Source organism: Leptothermofonsia sp. ETS-13, assembly GCF_049200465.1.
Classification (GTDB): Bacteria; Cyanobacteriota; Cyanobacteriia; order Leptolyngbyales; family Leptolyngbyaceae; genus Leptothermofonsia.
On the sequence record NZ_CP120836.1, the window covers coordinates 4,868,562 to 4,887,359 of the forward strand.

Sequence of the window (18,798 nt, forward strand, 5' to 3'; positions counted from 1 at the left end):
ATGGAAACATCTAGAGAAGAGCTGAACTATTTTTCAGATGTTCAACCTTTGATGATGCAGACTTTTCAAGTTTTCGTCATGACCTCTGAGGGTGCTTTTATAAAACGGAATGGTTTAAGTTTCTGACTATCAGGAATTTAGAATTTTTCAAATAAGAACTGTCAACTTATCTCACAGGTTAAGCTGATGTAGTTTGATATATGCTACTGAAAAGTGGCTCTTTACTTTCCTGGAAAATGGTTTCCTGGTTCTCTCAGCTCGTTGGTGAAAGATTAGCATAATCTACTCTTTCATCTCAAATAAAGCCCCTGGAATATTGATTTTGTTTTGGTGATAAGCGAAACTTATTGCCAGACTTCCAGGAGCGCCATCTTTCTCTTGTTTCGAATAATGTTTCGGATAATAAATAATGTGAGATTTGAAGCATTCAAAGAAGGTAATAAAAATTAAAGGTGAAAGACAATAGAGTAGTTGACTAATTTGACTAATAGCATGGCTTCTGCCAGGTAGGAGTTACACCTAACTCTATGTATCTTTTAATACGTTGAAATACATGATTCCAATCTTGCTGAGATATTAGATTCTGCCTGGTTGACTGACAAAGCTTTTCGTATAGGTTGAGTTAGGCATTGCGAAATCCAACAATCGCAAAGAAGGTTGAGCGTTGAATTTCGTTCCTCAACTTAACCTGCGAATTTCTAAGGGTTTCAAGAGTTTTGTTAGTCAGGGGATTCTACACAACTTTCTTGATACTTGAAACCTAATATAGCTCTACGCAGGTGCGTTAGGACATTGGAATTAGAGAGGGAGTGGGGGCTTCGTCCTCAGCCAGGGGTTCCACCCCTGCACCCCGTCCTAACCATAATGACTACCGCTATACCTGAAAAAAGTCATTAGAAATGGTTAAAAAATAAATCGTCAGGTTTATCGCGGGGAATAATTTTTATCGCGGGGAATAATTGCTTTTTTATTGTTGCTAAATCCGGATTTTATGAGCCTCAGTTTGGATTAACACATTAATGAAGGAACGCATTTCGAAACTGAGACCTATTGGCAAAGTGCTTATTGCAAATGGGTTGCAATCATGTGAGGAGAATTTCAATCCATTTTTGGCGTTTCATTGGATTAATGCAGCCTACTCAATTCATTCAAGCCCCCAGGAGTGAATTATGAATAGTTCAGAGAGTTCCGAGAACTTTCTTCACGCCGTTTTAGAAAGTTTTGTTGACGGTATTTTAGTGTTAACCGACCAGCAAGAGGTGATGTATGCAAACACGATTGCCTATTCTATTTGTACCCAATTGATCCAGGAGAAAGCTAATCCGTTACCTAAAGAACTTCTACCTAAAGAACTTCAGCAGGTATGTGAAGCACTGGTGGAAAGCAAAGATGTGTATGGCGATCGCCCCATCATGATTGAGTCAGATGTGGACACTGGAAAAACAACATTCCGTATCCGAGCTCAGTGGATCAACCTGAAGAGTGCGCAGCGGCCCTGTATTTTGCTGCGGCTTCAGGATCAGAATCAGTCGGTGCACGGGTTGGCGATCGCAGAAGCCCAGAAGTGGAACCTCACTCCCCGTGAGAGGGACGTTTGGCTACTGCGTCGAGCTGGCTACAAACGAAAGCAAATTGCAGAAGAGCTTTATATTGCAGAAGAAACGGTAAAAAAGCACCTGAAAAACATTCATTTCAAGCGGCAGACAGCCCTAGACGATGAAGAGTGGCGATCGAGTCAGGCATCCTAGTGTTTGTAAATACTAAATTTTGCAAGATGGTTGGTAGTGCATCAAAGAGGTGTGGGAAAATTTATAACAATTACCAGGATACCTTCATTTGCCTGTCTTCAGATTTGAGTCAATCAAACCTGAAAACCTTGGTAAGTTATGAGCCCACATTTCTCTGATTCACGACCGATGGTTTTTGGAGGCTTTGCCTCCAAACAAGGGTAGAACCCCTGCACCCCTAGCAAAACGAAAGTTTTGCTGTACTAGTAGTTTGCCAGGCAGATTTTGAAGAATTGTAAACCCGGAAAAACTCTCTAAATTTGTTTTTCCGGGCTTAGATAGACAGGCAAAGTTCCTTTGGTAAACCACTAGTGTTCCTTCAGAAAAATTTTGACGGGTCGAAGACTTGCAAAATTCAACCCTAATCAACAACCTGGATTTTGGTTACCCGTCAATTATTGATTGATTGACCACTAGTAATTGGCTAAAAAGGGTTCAGCTAAACGGTTCTACCTGATCAATCCGCAGCCAGATATTAGGAGTTGGCACGATCCCCCATTTAATGAGAGCATAGTCGCCGCTTAGATCAACGACCTCACCGGGAGTTTCAAAGATATAGGGAGGAAAGCGAACGTCGCTGGCTCTTGCTTCCAAGCTGTTTTCCAGTTTTTCTTTAACAGCCTTTACCATGTCGCCCCGTTTGATTGGCATAGTTTTAGAGTTGTTTAGACGGATTTCTTTTATGAATTGTAGGAGAGGAAAGGATCCAGAAGCCAGAAGTCAGAAAGGAAGGCGAAGGACGAAAGGCGAAAGAAAGGAGTTACAGCGATAGTCACTAGGCTTAGGGCAGGGTGCAGGGGTGAAACCCCTGACTGGGGGCGAAGTCCCCAACTCCCCTTTTGAACCCAATGTCCTGAGCAACCTGGTGACAGTTATAGAAACCAAAAGCAGAAGAGTAGCCTGTTACCTATAGGGACGATTAATGCTAAATGAGATTTCTGGGGATTGACTTTGGCTGGACATCAGGGGCCAGTGGGTTGTGCTGCCTAGAGTGGCAGAATGACCGTCTGAAAATGCTGGACTTAAAACGGCAGGAAGCGATCGCCGACGTCCTTGCCTGGATCGATGATTGGGCACCAGAACCACAATCAGCCCTGGTCGCGGTCGATGCTCCAACACTGATCCCTAACTTGACTGGAATGCGCCTTCCCGATCGCCTCACCCACAAATATTTTGGGCGTTATCATGCCGGTTGCTATCCGGCTAATTTGGGCAGTCGTTTCGCCGAACGTACTGTTGGCTTTGGGTTAAGTTTAGAGGCTCGCGGCTTTCAACATGCACCTCAGATGGAACCGAAACAGTCTGGCCGGTATCAGATCGAAGCCTTTCCCCACCCCGCAATTGTGCATCTTTTCGACCTAGAGCAAATTTTGAAATACAAAAAAGGAAAGCTGGCAGAACGGCGCGCAGAACTGACCAAACTCAGGATGTACATTTGCGATCGCCTGCCTCAACTAGAACCTGCTCTCGACCTCAGCCAGAGCAAACTATCGCTACCAGAGATTCCCCTTAAAGGAGCCGCACTCAAAGCCCTGGAAGACCAGTTAGACAGCATTATCTGTGCTTACATTGCTGCCCACTGGTGGTATTGGGGACTAGAACGCAACTGGGTGTTGGGCGATCGCACCGAAGGTTACATCGTAGTGCCAGTGACAAGGGGAAAGGGTGGGTGGATAGGTGGATGAGTGGATGGGGTGATGGGTGATGGGGTGGGGGGGATGAGGTGATTATTCTTTTACTCCCCTACTCCCTTACTCTCTAACCTCCCACTTCTTCTTTCCTCTTTCTTCTGCCTCATCCCCTACCCCTCACCCCTTCCCAAACAATCCCACCCCAATCAGCACTAGCCACGCCACGATCGCGCCCCCCACTCCGCCGATCAAGAAGCCGTTGGCAAAGCGGCTCCAACCACCAGAAGTTCTGAACGCGTCTGGTGCAGTGACGGCAATGGGGGCTGGTGGATTGCTAAGGGCATACAGACCCAGAGCGAAGGTAGAAATAACGACCAGAACAACTGCACAGAGGAAGCCCACCAGATTGGCGATCGCACTATCCCGCAACGGTCCTAATCGGGCAAAAGGTCCAACCAACCAATAGCCATGCACCATCCCTACTTCCAAACCTCTTTGCAGAGGTGTTAAACCTTGACGGACGGCAGGCAAGTAATTGAGATACGTCCTTACCCAGTGTGAGGTATTAATAGGAGTTGCCAGGTCACCAAACTGAGGATCGCCAAAGGGGTGAACAACCTCCCGGTTCTTTTGTTCGCTCAAGCGGGCTTGCAGTTCCTTACTTCGCATGAGTCCAATACCGATTTAACCAACTTTGACAACAGATGTGTTGTTTCAGAACGAGTTTAGGGGTTCAACTGTTGATTGTTACAAAAAATAAATTCGCAGTCACCTTTGGGCAACTGCGAAACCTCAGCTAACAGGAACAATGTTCACTTTGTGTGGGTTGAAATCTACCCTTGTACAGGTGAACCAGGTATAGCTATAGCCACCAGGCTTAGGACGGGGTGCAGGTATGGAACCCCTGGCTGGAGGCGAATTCCCTACATCTCCTTAAAACCAATGTCCTAAGCAACCTGGCGACAACTATCCTATGGCATGGGATGGAAAAGAATATCGGGATAGAACCGATTAAACTCAATCAAAATACCTGCTGTGATGGTCAACCAGATGGCTGTAATCACAGGTGCGGTAGAAAGATACTTGACAAAGTACTGCATGAAAGACTCTCCAAAAGCTGTTTAGTACGTTGGATGGGTTAGCGGACAGAGACCGGAATCTCGTCGTCTTTAGCGGTCAGCTCGCCTGTGGTCAATTCTTTAAGCGCTGCAAGGGGCCATAAAGCACCCGATAACGCACACTGGATTGCCAAAGGAACATCAATGATGATTTCCTTCTCTTCAGGGTTACTAGTCTTTTTAGCCGCCTGGATGTAAGAACGACCGGCCCAACCAATCCAGCCCGCAATCAGCAGAAAGAGAAGGCTGGGGATGACAAACTCACCCAGGTGAGCATAATCCGGGTCTACAACCAGGTGGGGCAGACCTTCTTGTCCGCACATCAAGTTGCCGTATGCCTCAGCCCGACGTGCTGCCGTTGCACTTTGAGAAGATTTCATCCGTTGCTGAAATGCTGGAGAATCTTTGCAAGGAACTAAAACTGGATCGGTAGGAGCCGCACTGGCCGATGGGATTGGGGCGATGCTAAACCAGAGGAAGAAGGCAAGAATTAGAGCAAACAATCGTCTCATGGAATTGTTTCCCTTTGTTACAGAACAAAAAACTTCATGTATCAAGACGCAGTCAACTTGCCAATCGCAGGATGACCGACATTGAACAGGATCATCCTGCTCTCAACAAAGCCAATTGATTTTAAGCTACAAGAAGTGGCTATACCCCAAAAAATTACCAGCAAATGGCGACAATCCTTGCAATTGAAACAAGTTGTGACGAAACGGCGGTGGCGATCGTAAAGAATCGTCAAGTATTAAGTAATATCGTTGCGTCCCAAATCCCCCTGCATCAACGCTATGGAGGGATTGTGCCAGAGGTGGCTTCGCGTCAGCATGTGGAAACGCTGAATGGGGCGATCGCCCAATCCTTGCAGGATGCTGACCTTACCTGGATGGCGATCGATGGCATTGCCGCAACCTGCGCCCCCGGCCTGGTGGGTGCCCTGTTGGTGGGCTTAACCGCTGCCAAAACCCTGGCGCTCCTGCACCAGAAGCCTTTCATTGGTGTGCATCACCTGGAGGGGCACATCTACGCCTCTTACCTGACAGCCCCGGATTTACAACCGCCCTTTCTCTGCTTGCTCGTCTCTGGTGGCCATACCAGCCTGATTTACGTGAAGGATTGTGGTCAGTATGAAACTCTGGGGCAAACTCGCGATGATGCGGCAGGTGAAGCCTTTGATAAAGTAGCGAGGTTGATGGACCTGGGTTACCCCGGTGGCCCCGTCATTGATCGCCTGGCAAAACAGGGAAATCCTGCCGCCTTTCCTCTGCCAGAAGGCCAGGTGTCCTTACCGGAAGGAGGCTTTCATCCCTATGACTCCAGCTTTAGCGGCTTAAAAACAGCCGTTTTGCGGCTGACCCAAAAACTTCAACAAAATGATCAACCGCTGCCTGTTGCGGATCTGTCAGCCAGTTTTCAGGAAACTGTAGCGCGGGCATTGACAAAACGAGCGATCGCCTGCGCCCTTGACTATGGACTCAAGACAATCGCTGTAGGGGGTGGGGTTGCAGCCAACAGTGGCCTGCGCCATCATCTCCAGAAAGCGGCTGAGACTCATAACCTGCGGGTCCTCTTTCCACCCCTGAAATTCTGCACTGACAACGCTGCCATGATTGCCTGCGCTGCTGCCGAGCATCTGGAGCGGGGACATACCTCACCCCTGACCCTGGGTGCTCAATCCCGCATGGCAATTTCAAATGTGATGCAGCTTTATAAGCCAATTATCTAAAATCCCGCTCAGTTGAACCTGAAGATGCTTGATAAGCTTTAATTATTAATTAAATAATAATTAATTAAGTGGGACTGAATTAACTCTAAACCCTTTGCTGAGAGATATGGTTCTTCCATAAAAATCTTAATTCTGGTGCCATTCACACTGAATTAAGAGGTATCGCCAATACTACATAGAGCCAACATATATAGACAGCAATGAGATCGCTATTAGGCTACCCAAAGAATTAATTGCAGAGTAGAAATTTCTTGTTGAAACGCGACAAGCTGTTGAGGGACAGGAAATTGATCCCATTGCTGTTTTGCGACAGGCAATTGCTACTGAGACTTATCTCTGGCAGCAAAAAGCTTCTTCCAATCGGCAGCCCATTAACCAAGCAGGAACGGATGGCACCTTCGCTTAGGTTGATCACTAGGTTGATCAATTGTCGCAGACTGTTCGCCCGAAGCCGGTTGCTGAGGACGGCTTGAGCGGGTTTCCTCTCTAACTGGAGGGGTTTGAGACTCTGTTGCCCGTTCTGAAGCTGGGATGGTTGTTGGGGTAGGAGTGGCTTTAGGCGTTTGAGCAAGGATCAGCGGCTCCTGGGAGAGGGGAAGGGGATGACTCCATGCCAGATCTGCCATCCATACCGTTGAAATCAGCAAAATGGTTAGACAAAAAGTTTTCAATCAGGAGATTTTCATAGGATTCTCCTGGAATTATTTTATTGATGAGATCGTAGCTACCTGTTGCCTGTCACCTATCGCCCGGTTATGTTAGTCTGATTGACTAAAACCTGCATCCTTTAGCCCTTCAAGACAATGTCCTGTAAGAATGAACCGAATTTTTTCAGCTACAGCATCTGGCTGTTCCACCATGGCCAGGTGACCACAGTTGGCAATTTCGATCACATTTGCCCCATGACCTTGAAATAGGGTATGGAAGCTTGCCAGGTGGTGGACATACTGGGGTTCCATAATGGGGTCTTTCACCCCGGCAATGAAGTAAACTGGCTGCTTCAGGCGAGAAACGATCTGGGGTAAGCGATGCACCTCGGCTTCGGTGGTTGAATCCAGTAAGGCCCCTAGAGCCGCTTCAGGGTGGGCAGTGACAAAATCAATTAGCCGTTGTCTGCCCCATTGACGAGCGATCGCTCGTGCCACGCTCGCCCGTGTAAACAGCAAATCCAGCAGGGGGACATGGCATAACCAGCGAGGGCGAAATTTCACTAGCTGTTGCCCCGCCGTGCGAAACCGCTCAAATTCTTCCTTGAGATAAATTCCGCCACCCGTGTTGAGACAAATCACTCCTTTCACCAGGTCAGGGGATTGGTCTGCGGCCCAGAGAGCAATGCTGCCCCCCAGAGAATGACCCACCAACCATACCTGCCTGACATCTAACTGTTTCAACATCAGCACCAGGTCGTTGGCGTAGGCTGACAGTTTGTAACTGTTACAGACCGTCTGCTCAAATGAAGTGTTTGGTCGAGGCTGAGAGCAGCCAAATCCCCGCAGGTCATAGGCAAGACACTGATGATCAACCGACAGCCGTTCAACTAAAGGCTGCCAGTAGTGACGACTGAGCAGCCAACCGTGGATGAAGACTAAAACTTCACCCGAAGTTGTTGGTTGCGTCAGGTCGTAAACGTGGGGAACGCCCAGGATGTCAATGGTTGGCATAGTTCTATGCTAACCTGCGACGGCGATCGCTCTAAAAATTTATCCCCAAGAGACTAAAACCTTCTCCCCAAGAGACGTTGTTTGACTCCTTCCGCAATCTTCTGTCCCAGATATTCTGGAATCAGACTTTCATTGGGACCAAGTAGATACAGGATGAGGCGAGTGCGTCCACGCCAAACGAGCAGGTTTGCGTTAACTACCAGCAAATCCTCCTGCCAGATAGCGTACATAACCTTGTAAAATAACCCTGGCTGGTTATCGGCTTCAATCAACAGGGCAGGCAAGTGGAAGACTGGATCCACATAAAACGCTGTCTCAACCTGCTCTAGCCCAGCATCGAGGTTAAACTCAACAGCCAGCATCTCCTCCACCTCAAACCGGCCCGCCAGGGCTTCCCGAATGGCCCGACAGACATTTTCTGCTGTTTTTTCAGTCAGGGCTTTACCGCTGCGAGACACAATGAGCTTGATAAATACCAGCATTGGCGGATAGATCTGCCCATATAGACTTAGACTATGGATGGTAAGCCCATAGGCTGCCAGTACGCCGAAGATGTCACTTAATAAAAAAGATTGGTTGCGGTAGGCAAAATGGAGGACACTTTTGCTGCCTTCCTGTTTCAACTCGATGACAGCCTGCTTCGTTTGATACAGATGATAAGCCAGCCTCAGATTTTGCAGTTGAATTTCACTGCTGACAAACTGCTCATAAAACTGCGGAAACGCCCGGTTGAAGCGCTTTAATAGCTCCAGTGTCGATGACTTCAAACCTAAGGCCATAGTTAGGAACTCATTTTGTCAAGCAGACGACTATTGGATGCAATAGATTGATGGCGGCACTAGAAACAGATGTGAACCCTTTATACCCTTGATTGTGCAGTTGTGGTGCCTGCGATCGCTCAACTGGCTGATTGATTGGCGCTGATGTAGCAGCGAAGAAGGGGTACGGCAGAATATACTATCTAGTACTGTGATCTAATTTCTACTACCTTAACCACGCTTGCATGGGTTTTTGGAAAAGCCTGTTCAGTAGTTCAGATGCTCCTGCTGTGTCAAAGACGCTTCAGGTCGAAGGTTACGTTGGTGATACGGCTAGCGATCGCCCCAACTCGCGCATTTTTTTCAGTACAGACCGGGATATTGACCTCTACGAACTGGAAGAACTATGTGATGCCGTGGGTTGGTCTCGTCGTCCCTTACGGAAAGTCAAAAAAGCAATTCAGCATAGCTTCCTGGTGGTTTCAATGTGGGAGCAGCGGGGCACTCAACGACGGCTGATTGGCTTTTCACGGGCAACCTCAGACCACGCCTTCAACGCCACCATATGGGATGTCGTTGTTCATCCAGATTTCCAAGGGAAGGGCTTGGGTAAAGCGTTGATGAGACAAGTCATCAAAAAATTGCGGAGTGAAGATATTAGCAACATTACTTTATTTGCAGACCCCCAGGTTGTTGACTTTTACCGAAATCTAGGGTTTATGTCTGACCCCGAAGGAATTAAAGGAATGTTTTGGTATCCAGACTAGCCATACTGTCCTAATTATGATCGTTCCCTAATTTTCTTTAAATCTGTACTGACCCTGAAAGCTTTTTGAGAGCAAAGTCTAAAGGTCAAGGTCTCAACTTTGGGAGAAAAGAAAGCTATACTATCTAAATACAGATCAACGGGATGTAGCGCAGCTTGGTAGCGCGCCTGCTTTGGGAGCAGGATGCCGCAGGTTCAAATCCTGTCATCCCGATAGGTTCTAAGAATCAGGAATCATTTACCCTTAAATCGATCCTGAACCAATACAAAAAGAATACCTTCTCAAAATGGCGCTTCTACCATTTACTGATTGAAATGGCTGATTGGGCAAGTTCCTGAGGGGTAAGATTATTCAGGGTAAGTGTTAATTCTTGATAATCCTGCTGCAATTCTTCATTGCTGCTTAATTCACTCCGCTAAATGTTCAATTAAGCTATTTTTAACGGATAAAAATTATACCGAAACCCTATATAGAACTCCCCTTTTCTCCAGCTCTGAGGGAAGGGGTTATTAGTTATAGCCACCAGGCTTTGGACGGGGTGCAACGATGAAATCCCTGTACCCCGTTCAAATTTGAAGCAGGATCGCTATAGGTAAAGCTTATCAGTAAGGCCGAATCAGTCTTCCAGAGATCCTGTTTGGGATGCAAAGATAAGTAGCCAGGCGCAATTAAATTAAGGACAGTTTCGAGATTAAGGATAGTTTCGAGGGTGGAGGGAGTTTCACCTCCTGCCTGGGGGCGTAGCCCCATTCTCCCTTTACAATCAGTTATGGCTACCTATCTTATAAGCTACTCTTTCATCGGCAAGCTGGGAGAACCAACTTTGGGCGGGGGATTGAGTGATTGTCTTAAGTTTCGCGATCGCCCCCTGCTCACTCGAGATCTGGCATCTTAAAATTTTAGGGCTTACGCAAACCTCGGAGGTTTTAGCCTAACGATGTATTGGATGCGTAAGTCCTGAATTCGATACTTACCTTATTAGACCCCTGTTCTTGTCCTGTGTTGTTCTGTGGCTACAAACCTCCATATCAAGCTTTTAGGAGAATTCTGTCTAACAGCTGACGGATTAACCATTACTGGGGTCAATTCAGAGCGGTTACAGGCATTACTGGCGTTTATTCTGTTGCATCGAGGCACGCCTCAATCCCGGCAGCAGGTGGCAACTCATCTCTGGCCCGATGCAACTGATGCCGATGCTAAAGCCAATTTACGGCGGCGTTTGCATGAGCTAAAACAGTCGGTTCCCCATATTGATCGCTGGTTGCGCGTTGAAACGAAAACCATTCAATGGATGCAGGACGAAGACTGCTGGTTGGATGTGGCAGAGTTTGAAGCTGCGATCGCCCAATCGACCAAAACTCAAGCCCTGGAACAGGCTGCAAGGCTCTATCAGGGTGACTTACTGCCCGGTTGTTATGATGACTGGATTGTGCCCTACCGGGAGCAACTACGGCAACAGGCGATTGCTGCGTTGGATACCCTGGTCACGTTGCTTACAGCCCAGGGAAACCACCGCTCTGCCATCCGCTATGCCCAACAGTTACAGCGGCTTGACCCACTCAATGAACTGGCTTACTGTCACCTGATGCGTCTCCATATGCAGGAGGGCGATCGCGCCAGTGCCTTGCGAGTATATCACCAGTGCATGACCCTCCTGCAAGAAGAGTTAGGGGTGAATCCCAGCCCAACCACCCGCAAGCTCTACGAAGACCTGCTGATGTTGGAAGAGACTCCAACACCGTCAAGTTGTGTGGCGATCGCCCAACCCCAACCTGCGACGACTTTCCCTCCCATTCCCAACATTGCCGCCAATCCGATTCTGCCGACCTCCACTTTGCCTTTAATTGGGCGGGAAGCTGAATGGACAATTGTGAAGCGGTGGATTACAGACTGCCGCGATCGCACCTCTACCGACCTTCTGTTTTTAGTCGGCGAACCTGGTATTGGCAAAACCCGCCTGCTGGAGGAACTGGTGAGAGAATTCCAATTGAAGAGAGGCTATGTCCTTTGGGGCAGAGGGTTCGAAGCAGAAATGTTGCGCCCCTATGGAGTCTGGGTGGATGCCTTTCAGGTGATTGGAGCCACAGAATTTCTTAGCGAGCTGAGAGCGCTCGTACTCAGCACTAACCCATCTGCCACCCTGAACCGGGGACGGCTGTTTGATCTGGCAGCTCAGTTTATGGCCCAACTGAGCCAAACCGCACCTGTGCTGGTCGTGCTGGATGATGTGCAATGGCTGGATGAAACTTCAATCGCCTTCCTGCATTACGTTACCCGTCTCTTCAGCCATCACCATCCCATCTGGTTTGCCTGTGCTGCCCGCAAACGGGAAATCGAAACCAATCTCCTAGCCTATAAATTCATCCAGGCATTACATCGAGAACATCGGATTCGGATGGTGGAACTGGCTCCTCTTGATCGCCAGCAGACCCTGACCCTGGCCCAAGCTGTGGGATGCGAGGTGGATTGTGACCAGATTTTTACCAATAGTGGTGGCAATCCTCTGTTTGCCCTAGAGATTGCCCGCATCCCATCTCCTCAGGCAGTTGGAGCCGCTTCTGGCACCCTGAAAACGCTAATTCAGGGGCGGCTGGTGCAACTGGATGAGGTAACGCGAGAGTTGGTGTTTTGGGCAGCCGCCTTGGGACGAAGTTTCAACCCAACCATTTTGGCGAAAGTCATGGATTTATCCCTACCTCGTCTGCTGACAGCGATTGACCAGCTAGAACAGCACGGAATTATCCGCCCCGGCAGCATGATTGACGGAGAGGTGTCCTACGACTTTGCCCATGACATTGTGCGGCAGGTGGCCTATGAGCAGTTTTCCGAACCCCGCCGCCGGTTGATTCACACTCACATTGCTCAGGTATTGCATGCGATCGCCTCACCTACCACCCAGCTGATCAACGATGTCGCCCATCACGCCGATCTGGGCAGCGATCATGCTTTAGCGGCATCCGCATCTCTAAGAGCGGCAGAACGTTGTTTGCGCATCTTTGCCTACTCAGAAGCCTCAGAGCTTGCGCAGCGCGGAATTCGCCACTGTCACTATCTGGAAGCTGGCACGCGGGTAAGGCTTCAGTTGGGATTGTTGAAAGCCTATGTCAAAGCAGGAGTGCCGAAGGATCGGGTCGCAACGCTACAACGGGAACTACAGCAACTTATTCAGGAAGCGGCGGCACTGAAACTGAAGGAGGAAGAAGCCACCGGCCTGGAAGCACTAATCGTCCTCAACTATGACCACGGTAATCTGAGCGAGGTGCAGCGGCAGTCCCTGAGAGCTGCCGAACAGGGGCGCACTGCCAGTCCTGCTACCACCATGTACATGCTGGCGCATACGGGAGATTGTCTGGCAGAAATTGGGCGAGATATTCCACGGGCAGAGGCTCTGCTGCTGGAAGCACAATCCATTGGCGATCGCCTCGGTTTAGAAACGATCGACATTCCCCTGGGGCTGGGCTGTGTGCGCCGCTATCAGGGACAGGTAGATGAGGCGCGATCGCTACTGCGTCAGGGCTGGCAAATGGCACAGGCTGCTCAGGATCACTGGCGTGAATGCACCTGTTTAACCAATCTGGTGATGCTGGAGTTAGAGGCAGGGCAACCCTCACTCGCCCTGGATTATTGCAACGAATTGATCCACGTTTCCGCGCAAGTGGGGGAAGGCAGTGAAGCCCCTCATGCTGCCGCCCTGGATGCAATTACCCGCTATCTATTGCAGGAAAAGAATGCCGCAGAAGTGTTGGAGCGATCGCGCCAGATCCTCAAACGCATCGACTCGCCCCGGATGCTCTCCTACATTCAAGCCCTGGCGGCAAAATGGGATCTCCAGCAGGGGAAATGTTAAGCTGGCGATCGCCCGCGCGGAGGAAGCCTTAGAAGCAGCACAAATCGTTGATAACCCCAGCGAGATTGCCCTGGCATGGTCCATTCTGATTCAGGCAAATCGCCAATTCGGTAACATTGATTCTGCCAAACAGCATGCCAGGAAGTTAAAAGCATTATTTAGAGATCACAGTTTAAGCGCTCTGGCTCAACAGCAGGTGGCTCAGCTGGAGTTATAAGTAGCCAGGTGCAATTAAATCAAGGATAATTTAGGGGGTGGAGGGGGTAGAACCCCTTCCTGGGGGCGCAGCCCCCAATCCCCCTTTTATAGCGGTAGTCATTATGGTTAGGACGGAGTGCAGGAGTGGAACCCCTGGCTGGGGGCTTCGCCCCCACTCCCTCTCTAATTCCAATGTCCTAACGCACCCGCGTAGAGCCATACAACTAAAACGATTTGATTGTTCAATGCGACAAATTAAGGATCTGAGAAGCCAAAAAGCCTGGAGCCAGAAGCAAGATTTATTCTGACTCCTGACTTCTGACCTCCTTTATCAGGCATCTCCGTTAAAGTTGCTTAAATTTGGTATTAACCTGTTTCAGACCTCAATCAAGCTGCTTCAGACCTCAATCAAGACTTCCAGGTTTTCCAAACTTTCAGGGTCTCAGCCAAGACATGCAAGGAATTGCCAAAGGAATCTCAAGCTGCATCTCTGGCCTCAGTCTTACAATAGAGCTAGAGCAGCAGATATCCGATTATGAACCTGAATTCTGCAGCGAAACTTGCCATTTTAGAGCGAACCTTTTCACCTTCGCTCTCCGCTCCTGTGGCCTATGACCACTGGATGCAGGTGAATCACGCCCTTGATGGCTGCCTGGAAGCGCGGCAGGTGCATTGGTTGTATTCCCTGGTAGCGGTGAATGGCGATCGCTCCATTTGCCTGTTCAAAGTTCCCTATGTTGAGACGATTCGAGAAGCCTGCCGTCAGGCTCGGATGCCGTTTCAGCGAGTGTGGCAGGCAGACTTGTGGTTGGCAGAAGAGCCTCAAAATTTTTCCCAGGGTACTTCCCTGATCGTCGCAGAAGTGAACTATGACCCGCCTATCACCAGGACAATCTATGAAGCAACTAAGTGGCAGGCCAAGGGCTGTCTGGATGAGTTGAATATTCAATCTGCCTTTTCAATTATTGCTTTGGATGGAACTCACTCCGCTTGTATATTTTCAGCCACCAGTGCTGAAGAAGTCAGGTCACTTTATCGCAAAGTTGGGATCCCTTTTGAGCGGGTCTGGAAGGGGACTCTGATCCAACCCATCATTGGAGAAGGTTAGAAATTGAAATACTCTGGTAAGTAGCTCCAGGGAGTATCCTACTTTTGCCACGAACATAAATACTCAGATGTAGACTGAGAGAAAGGAACAAGGAAAAGGCAAAAATGACCCCAGAGAAAGCCAAAGAACTGGAGTACCATTTCATAAAGCAGAAAAAATTTTGAAAGAAGACACGCCAGAGGAGCAACTGTAAGACTTTGAAAGTCTAGAGTGAGCGGCGCGGATTCTGTTGAGTCCACTGTCAAACGTATCGCTGCCCGTGTCAAACTCCCTGGAGCGCAGTGGCTTCCTTTCTTCTGCTCCTCTCATTCTTCGCCTTCGTTGTGCCTACCTTAATTAGTGCCTACTTTAATTAATGGTGCTTTTGCCCTAAGCAATAATACTTGGCTCTAAACTGGGATGCTCCCTAGCTCCAACCTGCTCTCTCTATGGGGGCACCCATCTTTGCAATTACTTTTCCATTGCTTTGAATCTTAGTAGTGCAGAAAGCTCAGGATTGTCTCAATATGAGAATGCAATGACTTTAGAGAATTCGATCCGGCTATCAAAGGCGGTTCGTTTCTTTTGAGAAGCACAAGCTGGAGGCGGGTTTGTTTGGGTCAACGCCACCAGCGACGGCAAGGGTAAGCGCTGATAGCAAAGCCCTGCCAACTGTCGCAGACCCAATTGCAGAAAACTCAAACCGCGCTCTCCATGCCAATCAATGACAGTATGTTGTCCTGCTTGCAGCAGCAGCATTCCTAACATCACTGCAATTAAGGTGGCACAGTCGAGCAGCATCAATAAACAAGTCAGTGCCTGAGCATTGCGCAAACCGGAGTGCAAAACCTCAAAGGCAGCAGACTTGTAATCCTTGAAATGGGGTTCAATGCCCCCAAAGCGCTGACCATAAAGCACCAAGGTTTGCAGCGAGGGCGGACGGTCAGACAACACTGCCCCAGCGTCTTTCGCATCGCCTTGGTGAGCAGTGGCAAGATGACAGGCAATATCAGTGAAGACCTGCACGTTAGGGTATAAGGTAAGCCTGCCTAAGGGGGCGGGGTGAGGTGTTCCACCGAGCGTATTTGCCCATTGGCGAGGGTAACGGCAAGATCCGACTTGACCCGAATTGCCCAAGACCACTGCTGCTGCCTCAACCAGCGAACCAGGGCAGCATGTTCAAAGCCTCGGTCGGCTAACAAGGTGACCTGCACCTGCATAGAGCTATAAAGACTCCGATTCAGGCAACGAAAGGTGTAAGATTGAAAAATGAAAAAAATATGAAATCTATTGGTGAAGATGATCAATAGAAAAGGTGTTAAGCGACGGCAGTTTTTGGTTGGGTTAGTCTCTGTGTTGATTTTGCATGGATGCTCTCGAACTCAACCTGTTTCGCCTCAAGTTTCAATCGATGTTAGACCGAAAGTGGTTTCTACCAGTACGATTCTCACCAATCTCACAAGCGAGATTGCTGGAGATGCGATTCAGCTTACGGGCATTCTTAAACCGGGTGCTGATCCCCACGTTTATGAACCGATCCCCACAGATAGCAAGGCACTAGAAGAAGCAGATTTAATCCTCTACAACGGTTACGATCTGGAGCCTGGCATCATCCGGCTAATGAATGCGGCGGGTGCAGAGACTCGTAAGCTTGCAGTGGGGGAGGTGGTTTCTCCAATCGAAATGCAAAAACAGGGTCAGAAGGTACCCGATCCCCACGTTTGGGGAGATGTGAGAAATGTGATTACTATGGTGCTCGTCATTCGGGATGCCTTGATTGAACTATCACCTATCAATATCAACCGCGATCGCTTCACTCAAAACGCTACCCGATTTCGGCAACACCTGGAACAGCTAGATATCTGGATACGAGAACAGATCAAAACTATTCCACCCCCAAACCGCAAACTGGTAACGACTCACGATGCCTTTCACTACTACGCACGGGCCTATGGATTAACACTCGCTGGAAGCCTGATTGGTATCAGTACAGAAGAGCAACCGAGTGCCCAGACTGTTCAGCAGTTGACGGATTCAATCCGGGTGGCAGGCGTGCCCGCTATTTTTGCTGAAACCACCATTAATCCCGCCCTTATTAAAACTGTTGCTCAAGAAGCTGGAGTAAAGCTGGCTCCCCGTCAGTTGTACTCTGACTCGCTTGGTGCCCCCGGCAGTGGTGCCGACACTTATGTCAAAATGATGGTTGTCAATACAACAACCATCGCTCAGGCTTTAGGCGGAAAAGTTAAACCATTTAAGCCAAAGATCACTTCTGAATAGCATAAAAAGCCTGGTCAGACTGCCCAGAACTCTGAATAGTTGATACTTACGGTGATATAGCAACCCTATCTGGATTGTGATACCAATTTGATTTGAACAGGACAAACCTGACCTCTCCTAGCCCCCCCTTGGCAAAGTGAGATGCCAAAGGCAGTAGGGTGATGTGCAAGGCCCATCATTCAAATCGGCATCAGAAAGGGTTTCGCAGGAGTCCTTTCTCACAAAGCTTCTTAATCTCACAACCGATTTGGGATTGCTATATAAGTAGATAGCCACAATTAATGTAAGAAAGGGGAGTAAGGGCTGCACCTTCAGGTAGAGGAAGTCATCCCCTTCATCCCCGCAATTATCCTCAATTTAATTGCGTCTAGCTACTTAGCTATAGCCATTTAATTGCGTCTAGCTACTTAGCTATAGCCATTTAGCTTAGGATAGAGCGCAGGAGTAGAACCCCTGGTTGGGGCCAAGCCCACACTTCTCCTTAAACCCAATGTCGTAAGCAAACTGGCAACAGCTATCCCTAACGGATGTACTCCTTCAGTACGCTGTTACGATTTGGGTGGCGAAGCTTACGCAGAGCCTTTGCTTCAATTTGGCGAATTCGCTCACGGGTGACGTTGAAAATCTGACCAATCTCTTCGAGAGTCTTCATCCGCCCATCATCCAGCCCATAACGCAGTCTCAAAACATCACGCTCGCGGGGGCTAAGGGGTGTCTAACACATTTTCCAGGTCTTCCCTGAGCAAATTCTTAGAAACCTGGTCCTCAGGTGTTTCACCATCTGACTCAATGAAGTCGCCCAAACGAGAATCTTCCTCTTTACCAATCGGCGTTTCTAGAGAGATAGGCAACTGGGCCGACTTGGCAATAAACCTAAGCTTCTCGATGGTCATCTCCATGCGGGTTGCAATTTCTTCTTCAGTGGGTTTGCGCCCCATTTCCTGAGACAGCAGCTTGGTGGTTTTCTTAATCCGAGAAATTGTTTCGTAAAGATGGACGGGAAGGCGAATAGTGCGAGACTGGTCGGCGATCGCCCGGGTAATAGCCTGGCGAATCCACCAGGTCGCATAAGTCGAAAACTTATAGCCCTTTTCGTGGTCAAACTTTTCAGCCGCACGAATCAAACCCAGGCTTCCCTCCTGAATCAAATCTTGGAAGGACAACCCCCGATTCATATACTTCTTCGCGATCGACACCACCAGCCGCAGGTTAGACTGGACCATCTTGTCTTTCGCCCGACGACCCAGGTGCAAGCGGTGACGGAACGCAGGCAGGGGCATATTGACAGCATTAGCCCATTCATTATCTTGAGGATCGCGCTCAAGTTGTTGTTGGAGGCTTTCCCGAATCCGCTCCAGCTCCAACAAATCAGCGATCTTACGAGCCAATTCAATTTCCTCGTCAGCTCGTAGCAGCCGAATCCGACCAATTTCCTGCAAGTACAGACGAATGGAATCTTCGGTGTAATGCTTCTTCTTCGCCTGCGCTCGACGTCGGGTAGAGCGAATTTTATCGGACTTGCCATCATCATCTTCGGCAGAAGCTTCTAGAGGATCGTCTCGATCGTCTTCATCGTCGATGAAAAACCCTAACTCACTATCAGGCAGATCACTAGGGGCGTCGTTTAACAAGTCGATTTCGAGTACGTCGTTGGCCTGGGTCATGCCGAGTTCCTCATGCTCCTTAACTAAAAAAAAACGAAAATCGGTCAACAGAGAACATCTCACTCAGGATAACTAATAGGGTTTAGAACGACCAAATCCGCAGAAATAACCATATCGGCTGACTAGACACCTAACTCCCGTCAAATCATGACGTAGGCAAAGGCACCAAATTACATGGTACTCACAGCAGAGTCCTGTAAAAACCTTTTTGATTGTAGCTTTTCTGACAGAAGTTGCACGCTTTTCCTTTGTCGTCCTGAATGTTAAGAAAGTT

18 protein-coding genes, 1 tRNA gene and 2 pseudogenes are annotated in these 18,798 nt (G+C 48.7%); 9 read left to right on the top strand and 12 right to left on the bottom strand.

Annotation, left to right across the window (positions count from 1 at the left end; genetic code table 11):
- Window positions 1-1,169: 1,169 nt before the first annotated feature.
- Window positions 1,170-1,748 (top strand): helix-turn-helix transcriptional regulator, encoded by a 579-nt coding sequence (locus P4D80_RS22190; RefSeq protein WP_421656226.1) that lies wholly within the window; start codon window positions 1,170-1,172, stop codon window positions 1,746-1,748.
- A gap of 474 nt (window positions 1,749-2,222) precedes the next feature.
- On the opposite strand, the gene P4D80_RS22195 is transcribed toward P4D80_RS22190, so the two are convergent.
- A complete protein-coding gene (locus P4D80_RS22195; protein WP_421656227.1) occupies window positions 2,223-2,438 on the bottom strand; it encodes an NAD(P)H-quinone oxidoreductase subunit O in 216 nt (71 codons plus the stop codon).
- A gap of 278 nt (window positions 2,439-2,716) precedes the next feature.
- Between P4D80_RS22195 and P4D80_RS22200 the strand changes: the two genes are divergently transcribed.
- Window positions 2,717-3,472, top strand: a complete 756-nt coding sequence (locus tag P4D80_RS22200) for a DUF429 domain-containing protein (RefSeq protein WP_421656228.1) — start codon at window positions 2,717-2,719, stop codon at window positions 3,470-3,472.
- 123 nt (window positions 3,473-3,595) lie between these two features.
- On the opposite strand, the gene P4D80_RS22205 is transcribed toward P4D80_RS22200, so the two are convergent.
- The 3 genes from P4D80_RS22205 to P4D80_RS22215 all read right to left on the bottom strand — a co-directional run bounded on the left by P4D80_RS22205 (window position 3,596) and on the right by P4D80_RS22215 (window position 5,048).
- Complete coding sequence (locus P4D80_RS22205; RefSeq protein ID WP_421656229.1) at window positions 3,596-4,087, bottom strand: photosystem I reaction center subunit XI; 492 nt, start codon at window positions 4,085-4,087, stop codon at window positions 3,596-3,598.
- A 302-nt stretch (window positions 4,088-4,389) separates the two neighbouring features.
- Entirely contained in the window at window positions 4,390-4,518 is a 129-nt protein-coding gene (gene psaJ, locus P4D80_RS22210) for a photosystem I reaction center subunit IX (RefSeq protein ID WP_421656230.1), read from the bottom strand.
- Window positions 4,519-4,556: 38 nt separating this feature from the next.
- The gene (locus P4D80_RS22215) at window positions 4,557-5,048 is read right to left on the bottom strand and encodes a Photosystem I reaction center subunit III (protein WP_421656231.1); all 492 of its coding nucleotides are present in this window, start codon (window positions 5,046-5,048) and stop codon (window positions 4,557-4,559) included.
- A gap of 164 nt (window positions 5,049-5,212) precedes the next feature.
- Here P4D80_RS22215 and tsaD point away from each other — a divergent pair, with 164 nt between their 5' ends.
- The gene (gene tsaD, locus P4D80_RS22220) at window positions 5,213-6,262 is read left to right on the top strand and encodes a tRNA (adenosine(37)-N6)-threonylcarbamoyltransferase complex transferase subunit TsaD (protein WP_421656232.1); all 1,050 of its coding nucleotides are present in this window, start codon (window positions 5,213-5,215) and stop codon (window positions 6,260-6,262) included.
- 371 nt (window positions 6,263-6,633) lie between these two features.
- Here tsaD and P4D80_RS22225 read toward each other — a convergent pair whose 3' ends face one another.
- From P4D80_RS22225 to P4D80_RS22235, 3 genes are all read right to left on the bottom strand, one after another.
- Entirely contained in the window at window positions 6,634-6,909 is a 276-nt protein-coding gene (locus P4D80_RS22225) for a hypothetical protein (protein ID WP_421656233.1), read from the bottom strand.
- A gap of 111 nt (window positions 6,910-7,020) precedes the next feature.
- On the bottom strand, window positions 7,021-7,923 hold the full coding sequence (locus P4D80_RS22230; RefSeq protein ID WP_421656234.1) for an alpha/beta fold hydrolase: 903 nt from the start codon (window positions 7,921-7,923) through the stop codon (window positions 7,021-7,023).
- A gap of 53 nt (window positions 7,924-7,976) precedes the next feature.
- Entirely contained in the window at window positions 7,977-8,690 is a 714-nt protein-coding gene (locus P4D80_RS22235; RefSeq protein WP_421656235.1) for a hypothetical protein, read from the bottom strand.
- Window positions 8,691-8,971: 281 nt separating this feature from the next.
- Between P4D80_RS22235 and P4D80_RS22240 the strand changes: the two genes are divergently transcribed.
- Together P4D80_RS22240 and P4D80_RS22245 are read left to right on the top strand one after the other, a co-directional pair.
- Complete coding sequence (locus tag P4D80_RS22240) at window positions 8,972-9,448, top strand: GNAT family N-acetyltransferase (RefSeq protein ID WP_421656236.1); 477 nt, start codon at window positions 8,972-8,974, stop codon at window positions 9,446-9,448.
- Window positions 9,449-9,587: 139 nt separating this feature from the next.
- Window positions 9,588-9,661: transfer RNA gene (locus P4D80_RS22245), tRNA-Pro, on the top strand.
- A 300-nt stretch (window positions 9,662-9,961) separates the two neighbouring features.
- Here P4D80_RS22245 and P4D80_RS22250 read toward each other — a convergent pair.
- Window positions 9,962-10,198, bottom strand: a complete 237-nt coding sequence (locus P4D80_RS22250) for a hypothetical protein (RefSeq protein ID WP_421656237.1) — start codon at window positions 10,196-10,198, stop codon at window positions 9,962-9,964.
- 259 nt (window positions 10,199-10,457) lie between these two features.
- Between P4D80_RS22250 and P4D80_RS22255 the strand changes: the two genes are divergently transcribed.
- Window positions 10,458-13,295, top strand: a complete 2,838-nt coding sequence (locus P4D80_RS22255) for an ATP-binding protein (RefSeq protein ID WP_421656238.1) — start codon at window positions 10,458-10,460, stop codon at window positions 13,293-13,295.
- Here the strand turns inward: P4D80_RS22255 and P4D80_RS22260 are convergent.
- On the bottom strand, window positions 13,292-13,450 hold the full coding sequence (locus P4D80_RS22260) for a hypothetical protein (RefSeq protein ID WP_421656239.1): 159 nt from the start codon (window positions 13,448-13,450) through the stop codon (window positions 13,292-13,294). The two genes, P4D80_RS22255 and P4D80_RS22260, sit on opposite strands and share 4 nt — an antisense overlap.
- Window positions 13,451-14,028: 578 nt before the next feature.
- Here P4D80_RS22260 and P4D80_RS22265 point away from each other — a divergent pair.
- Both P4D80_RS22265 and P4D80_RS22270 read left to right on the top strand, forming a co-directional pair.
- Window positions 14,029-14,601: a hypothetical protein gene (locus P4D80_RS22265; RefSeq protein ID WP_421656240.1), complete on the top strand. Its 573-nt coding sequence runs from the start codon at window positions 14,029-14,031 to the stop codon at window positions 14,599-14,601.
- A 216-nt stretch (window positions 14,602-14,817) separates the two neighbouring features.
- A pseudogene (locus tag P4D80_RS22270) lies at window positions 14,818-14,941 on the top strand (ISKra4 family transposase); the annotation flags it as partial.
- A gap of 161 nt (window positions 14,942-15,102) precedes the next feature.
- On the opposite strand, the gene P4D80_RS22275 reads toward P4D80_RS22270, so the two are convergent.
- Both P4D80_RS22275 and P4D80_RS22280 read right to left on the bottom strand, forming a co-directional pair.
- Complete coding sequence (locus P4D80_RS22275; RefSeq protein WP_421656241.1) at window positions 15,103-15,606, bottom strand: hypothetical protein; 504 nt, start codon at window positions 15,604-15,606, stop codon at window positions 15,103-15,105.
- A gap of 23 nt (window positions 15,607-15,629) precedes the next feature.
- Window positions 15,630-15,800 carry a transposase gene (locus tag P4D80_RS22280; protein ID WP_421656242.1) on the bottom strand — a complete coding sequence of 57 codons (171 nt, stop codon included), beginning with the start codon at window positions 15,798-15,800 and terminating at the stop codon, window positions 15,630-15,632.
- Window positions 15,801-15,879: 79 nt separating this feature from the next.
- Between P4D80_RS22280 and P4D80_RS22285 the strand changes: the two genes are divergently transcribed.
- A complete protein-coding gene (locus P4D80_RS22285; protein WP_421656243.1) occupies window positions 15,880-16,860 on the top strand; it encodes a metal ABC transporter solute-binding protein, Zn/Mn family in 981 nt (326 codons plus the stop codon).
- Between the two features lie 520 nt (window positions 16,861-17,380).
- Here P4D80_RS22285 and rpoD read toward each other — a convergent pair.
- Window positions 17,381-18,524: pseudogene (gene rpoD / locus P4D80_RS22290) on the bottom strand (RNA polymerase sigma factor RpoD).
- Window positions 18,525-18,798: the final 274 nt, after the last annotated feature.

Excerpts from the sequence above, each read along its gene's own strand:
- P4D80_RS22280 (WP_421656242.1), bottom strand. The coding sequence starts at position 15,800 with ATGCAGGTGCAGGTCACCTTGTTAGCCGACCGAGGCTTTGAACATGCT.
- P4D80_RS22200 (WP_421656228.1), top strand. The coding sequence starts at position 2,717 with ATGAGATTTCTGGGGATTGACTTTGGCTGGACATCAGGGGCCAGTGGG.
- P4D80_RS22265 (WP_421656240.1), top strand. The coding sequence starts at position 14,029 with ATGAACCTGAATTCTGCAGCGAAACTTGCCATTTTAGAGCGAACCTTT.
- tsaD (WP_421656232.1), top strand. The coding sequence starts at position 5,213 with ATGGCGACAATCCTTGCAATTGAAACAAGTTGTGACGAAACGGCGGTG.
- P4D80_RS22260 (WP_421656239.1), bottom strand. The coding sequence starts at position 13,450 with ATGCTTTTAACTTCCTGGCATGCTGTTTGGCAGAATCAATGTTACCGA.
- P4D80_RS22285 (WP_421656243.1), top strand. The coding sequence starts at position 15,880 with ATGATCAATAGAAAAGGTGTTAAGCGACGGCAGTTTTTGGTTGGGTTA.
- P4D80_RS22215 (WP_421656231.1), bottom strand. The coding sequence starts at position 5,048 with ATGAGACGATTGTTTGCTCTAATTCTTGCCTTCTTCCTCTGGTTTAGC.
- P4D80_RS22250 (WP_421656237.1), bottom strand. The coding sequence starts at position 10,198 with ATGGGGCTACGCCCCCAGGCAGGAGGTGAAACTCCCTCCACCCTCGAA.
- P4D80_RS22230 (WP_421656234.1), bottom strand. The coding sequence starts at position 7,923 with ATGCCAACCATTGACATCCTGGGCGTTCCCCACGTTTACGACCTGACG.
- P4D80_RS22205 (WP_421656229.1), bottom strand. The coding sequence starts at position 4,087 with ATGCGAAGTAAGGAACTGCAAGCCCGCTTGAGCGAACAAAAGAACCGG.
- psaJ (WP_421656230.1), bottom strand. The coding sequence starts at position 4,518 with ATGCAGTACTTTGTCAAGTATCTTTCTACCGCACCTGTGATTACAGCC.
- P4D80_RS22195 (WP_421656227.1), bottom strand. The coding sequence starts at position 2,438 with ATGCCAATCAAACGGGGCGACATGGTAAAGGCTGTTAAAGAAAAACTG.
- P4D80_RS22190 (WP_421656226.1), top strand. The coding sequence starts at position 1,170 with ATGAATAGTTCAGAGAGTTCCGAGAACTTTCTTCACGCCGTTTTAGAA.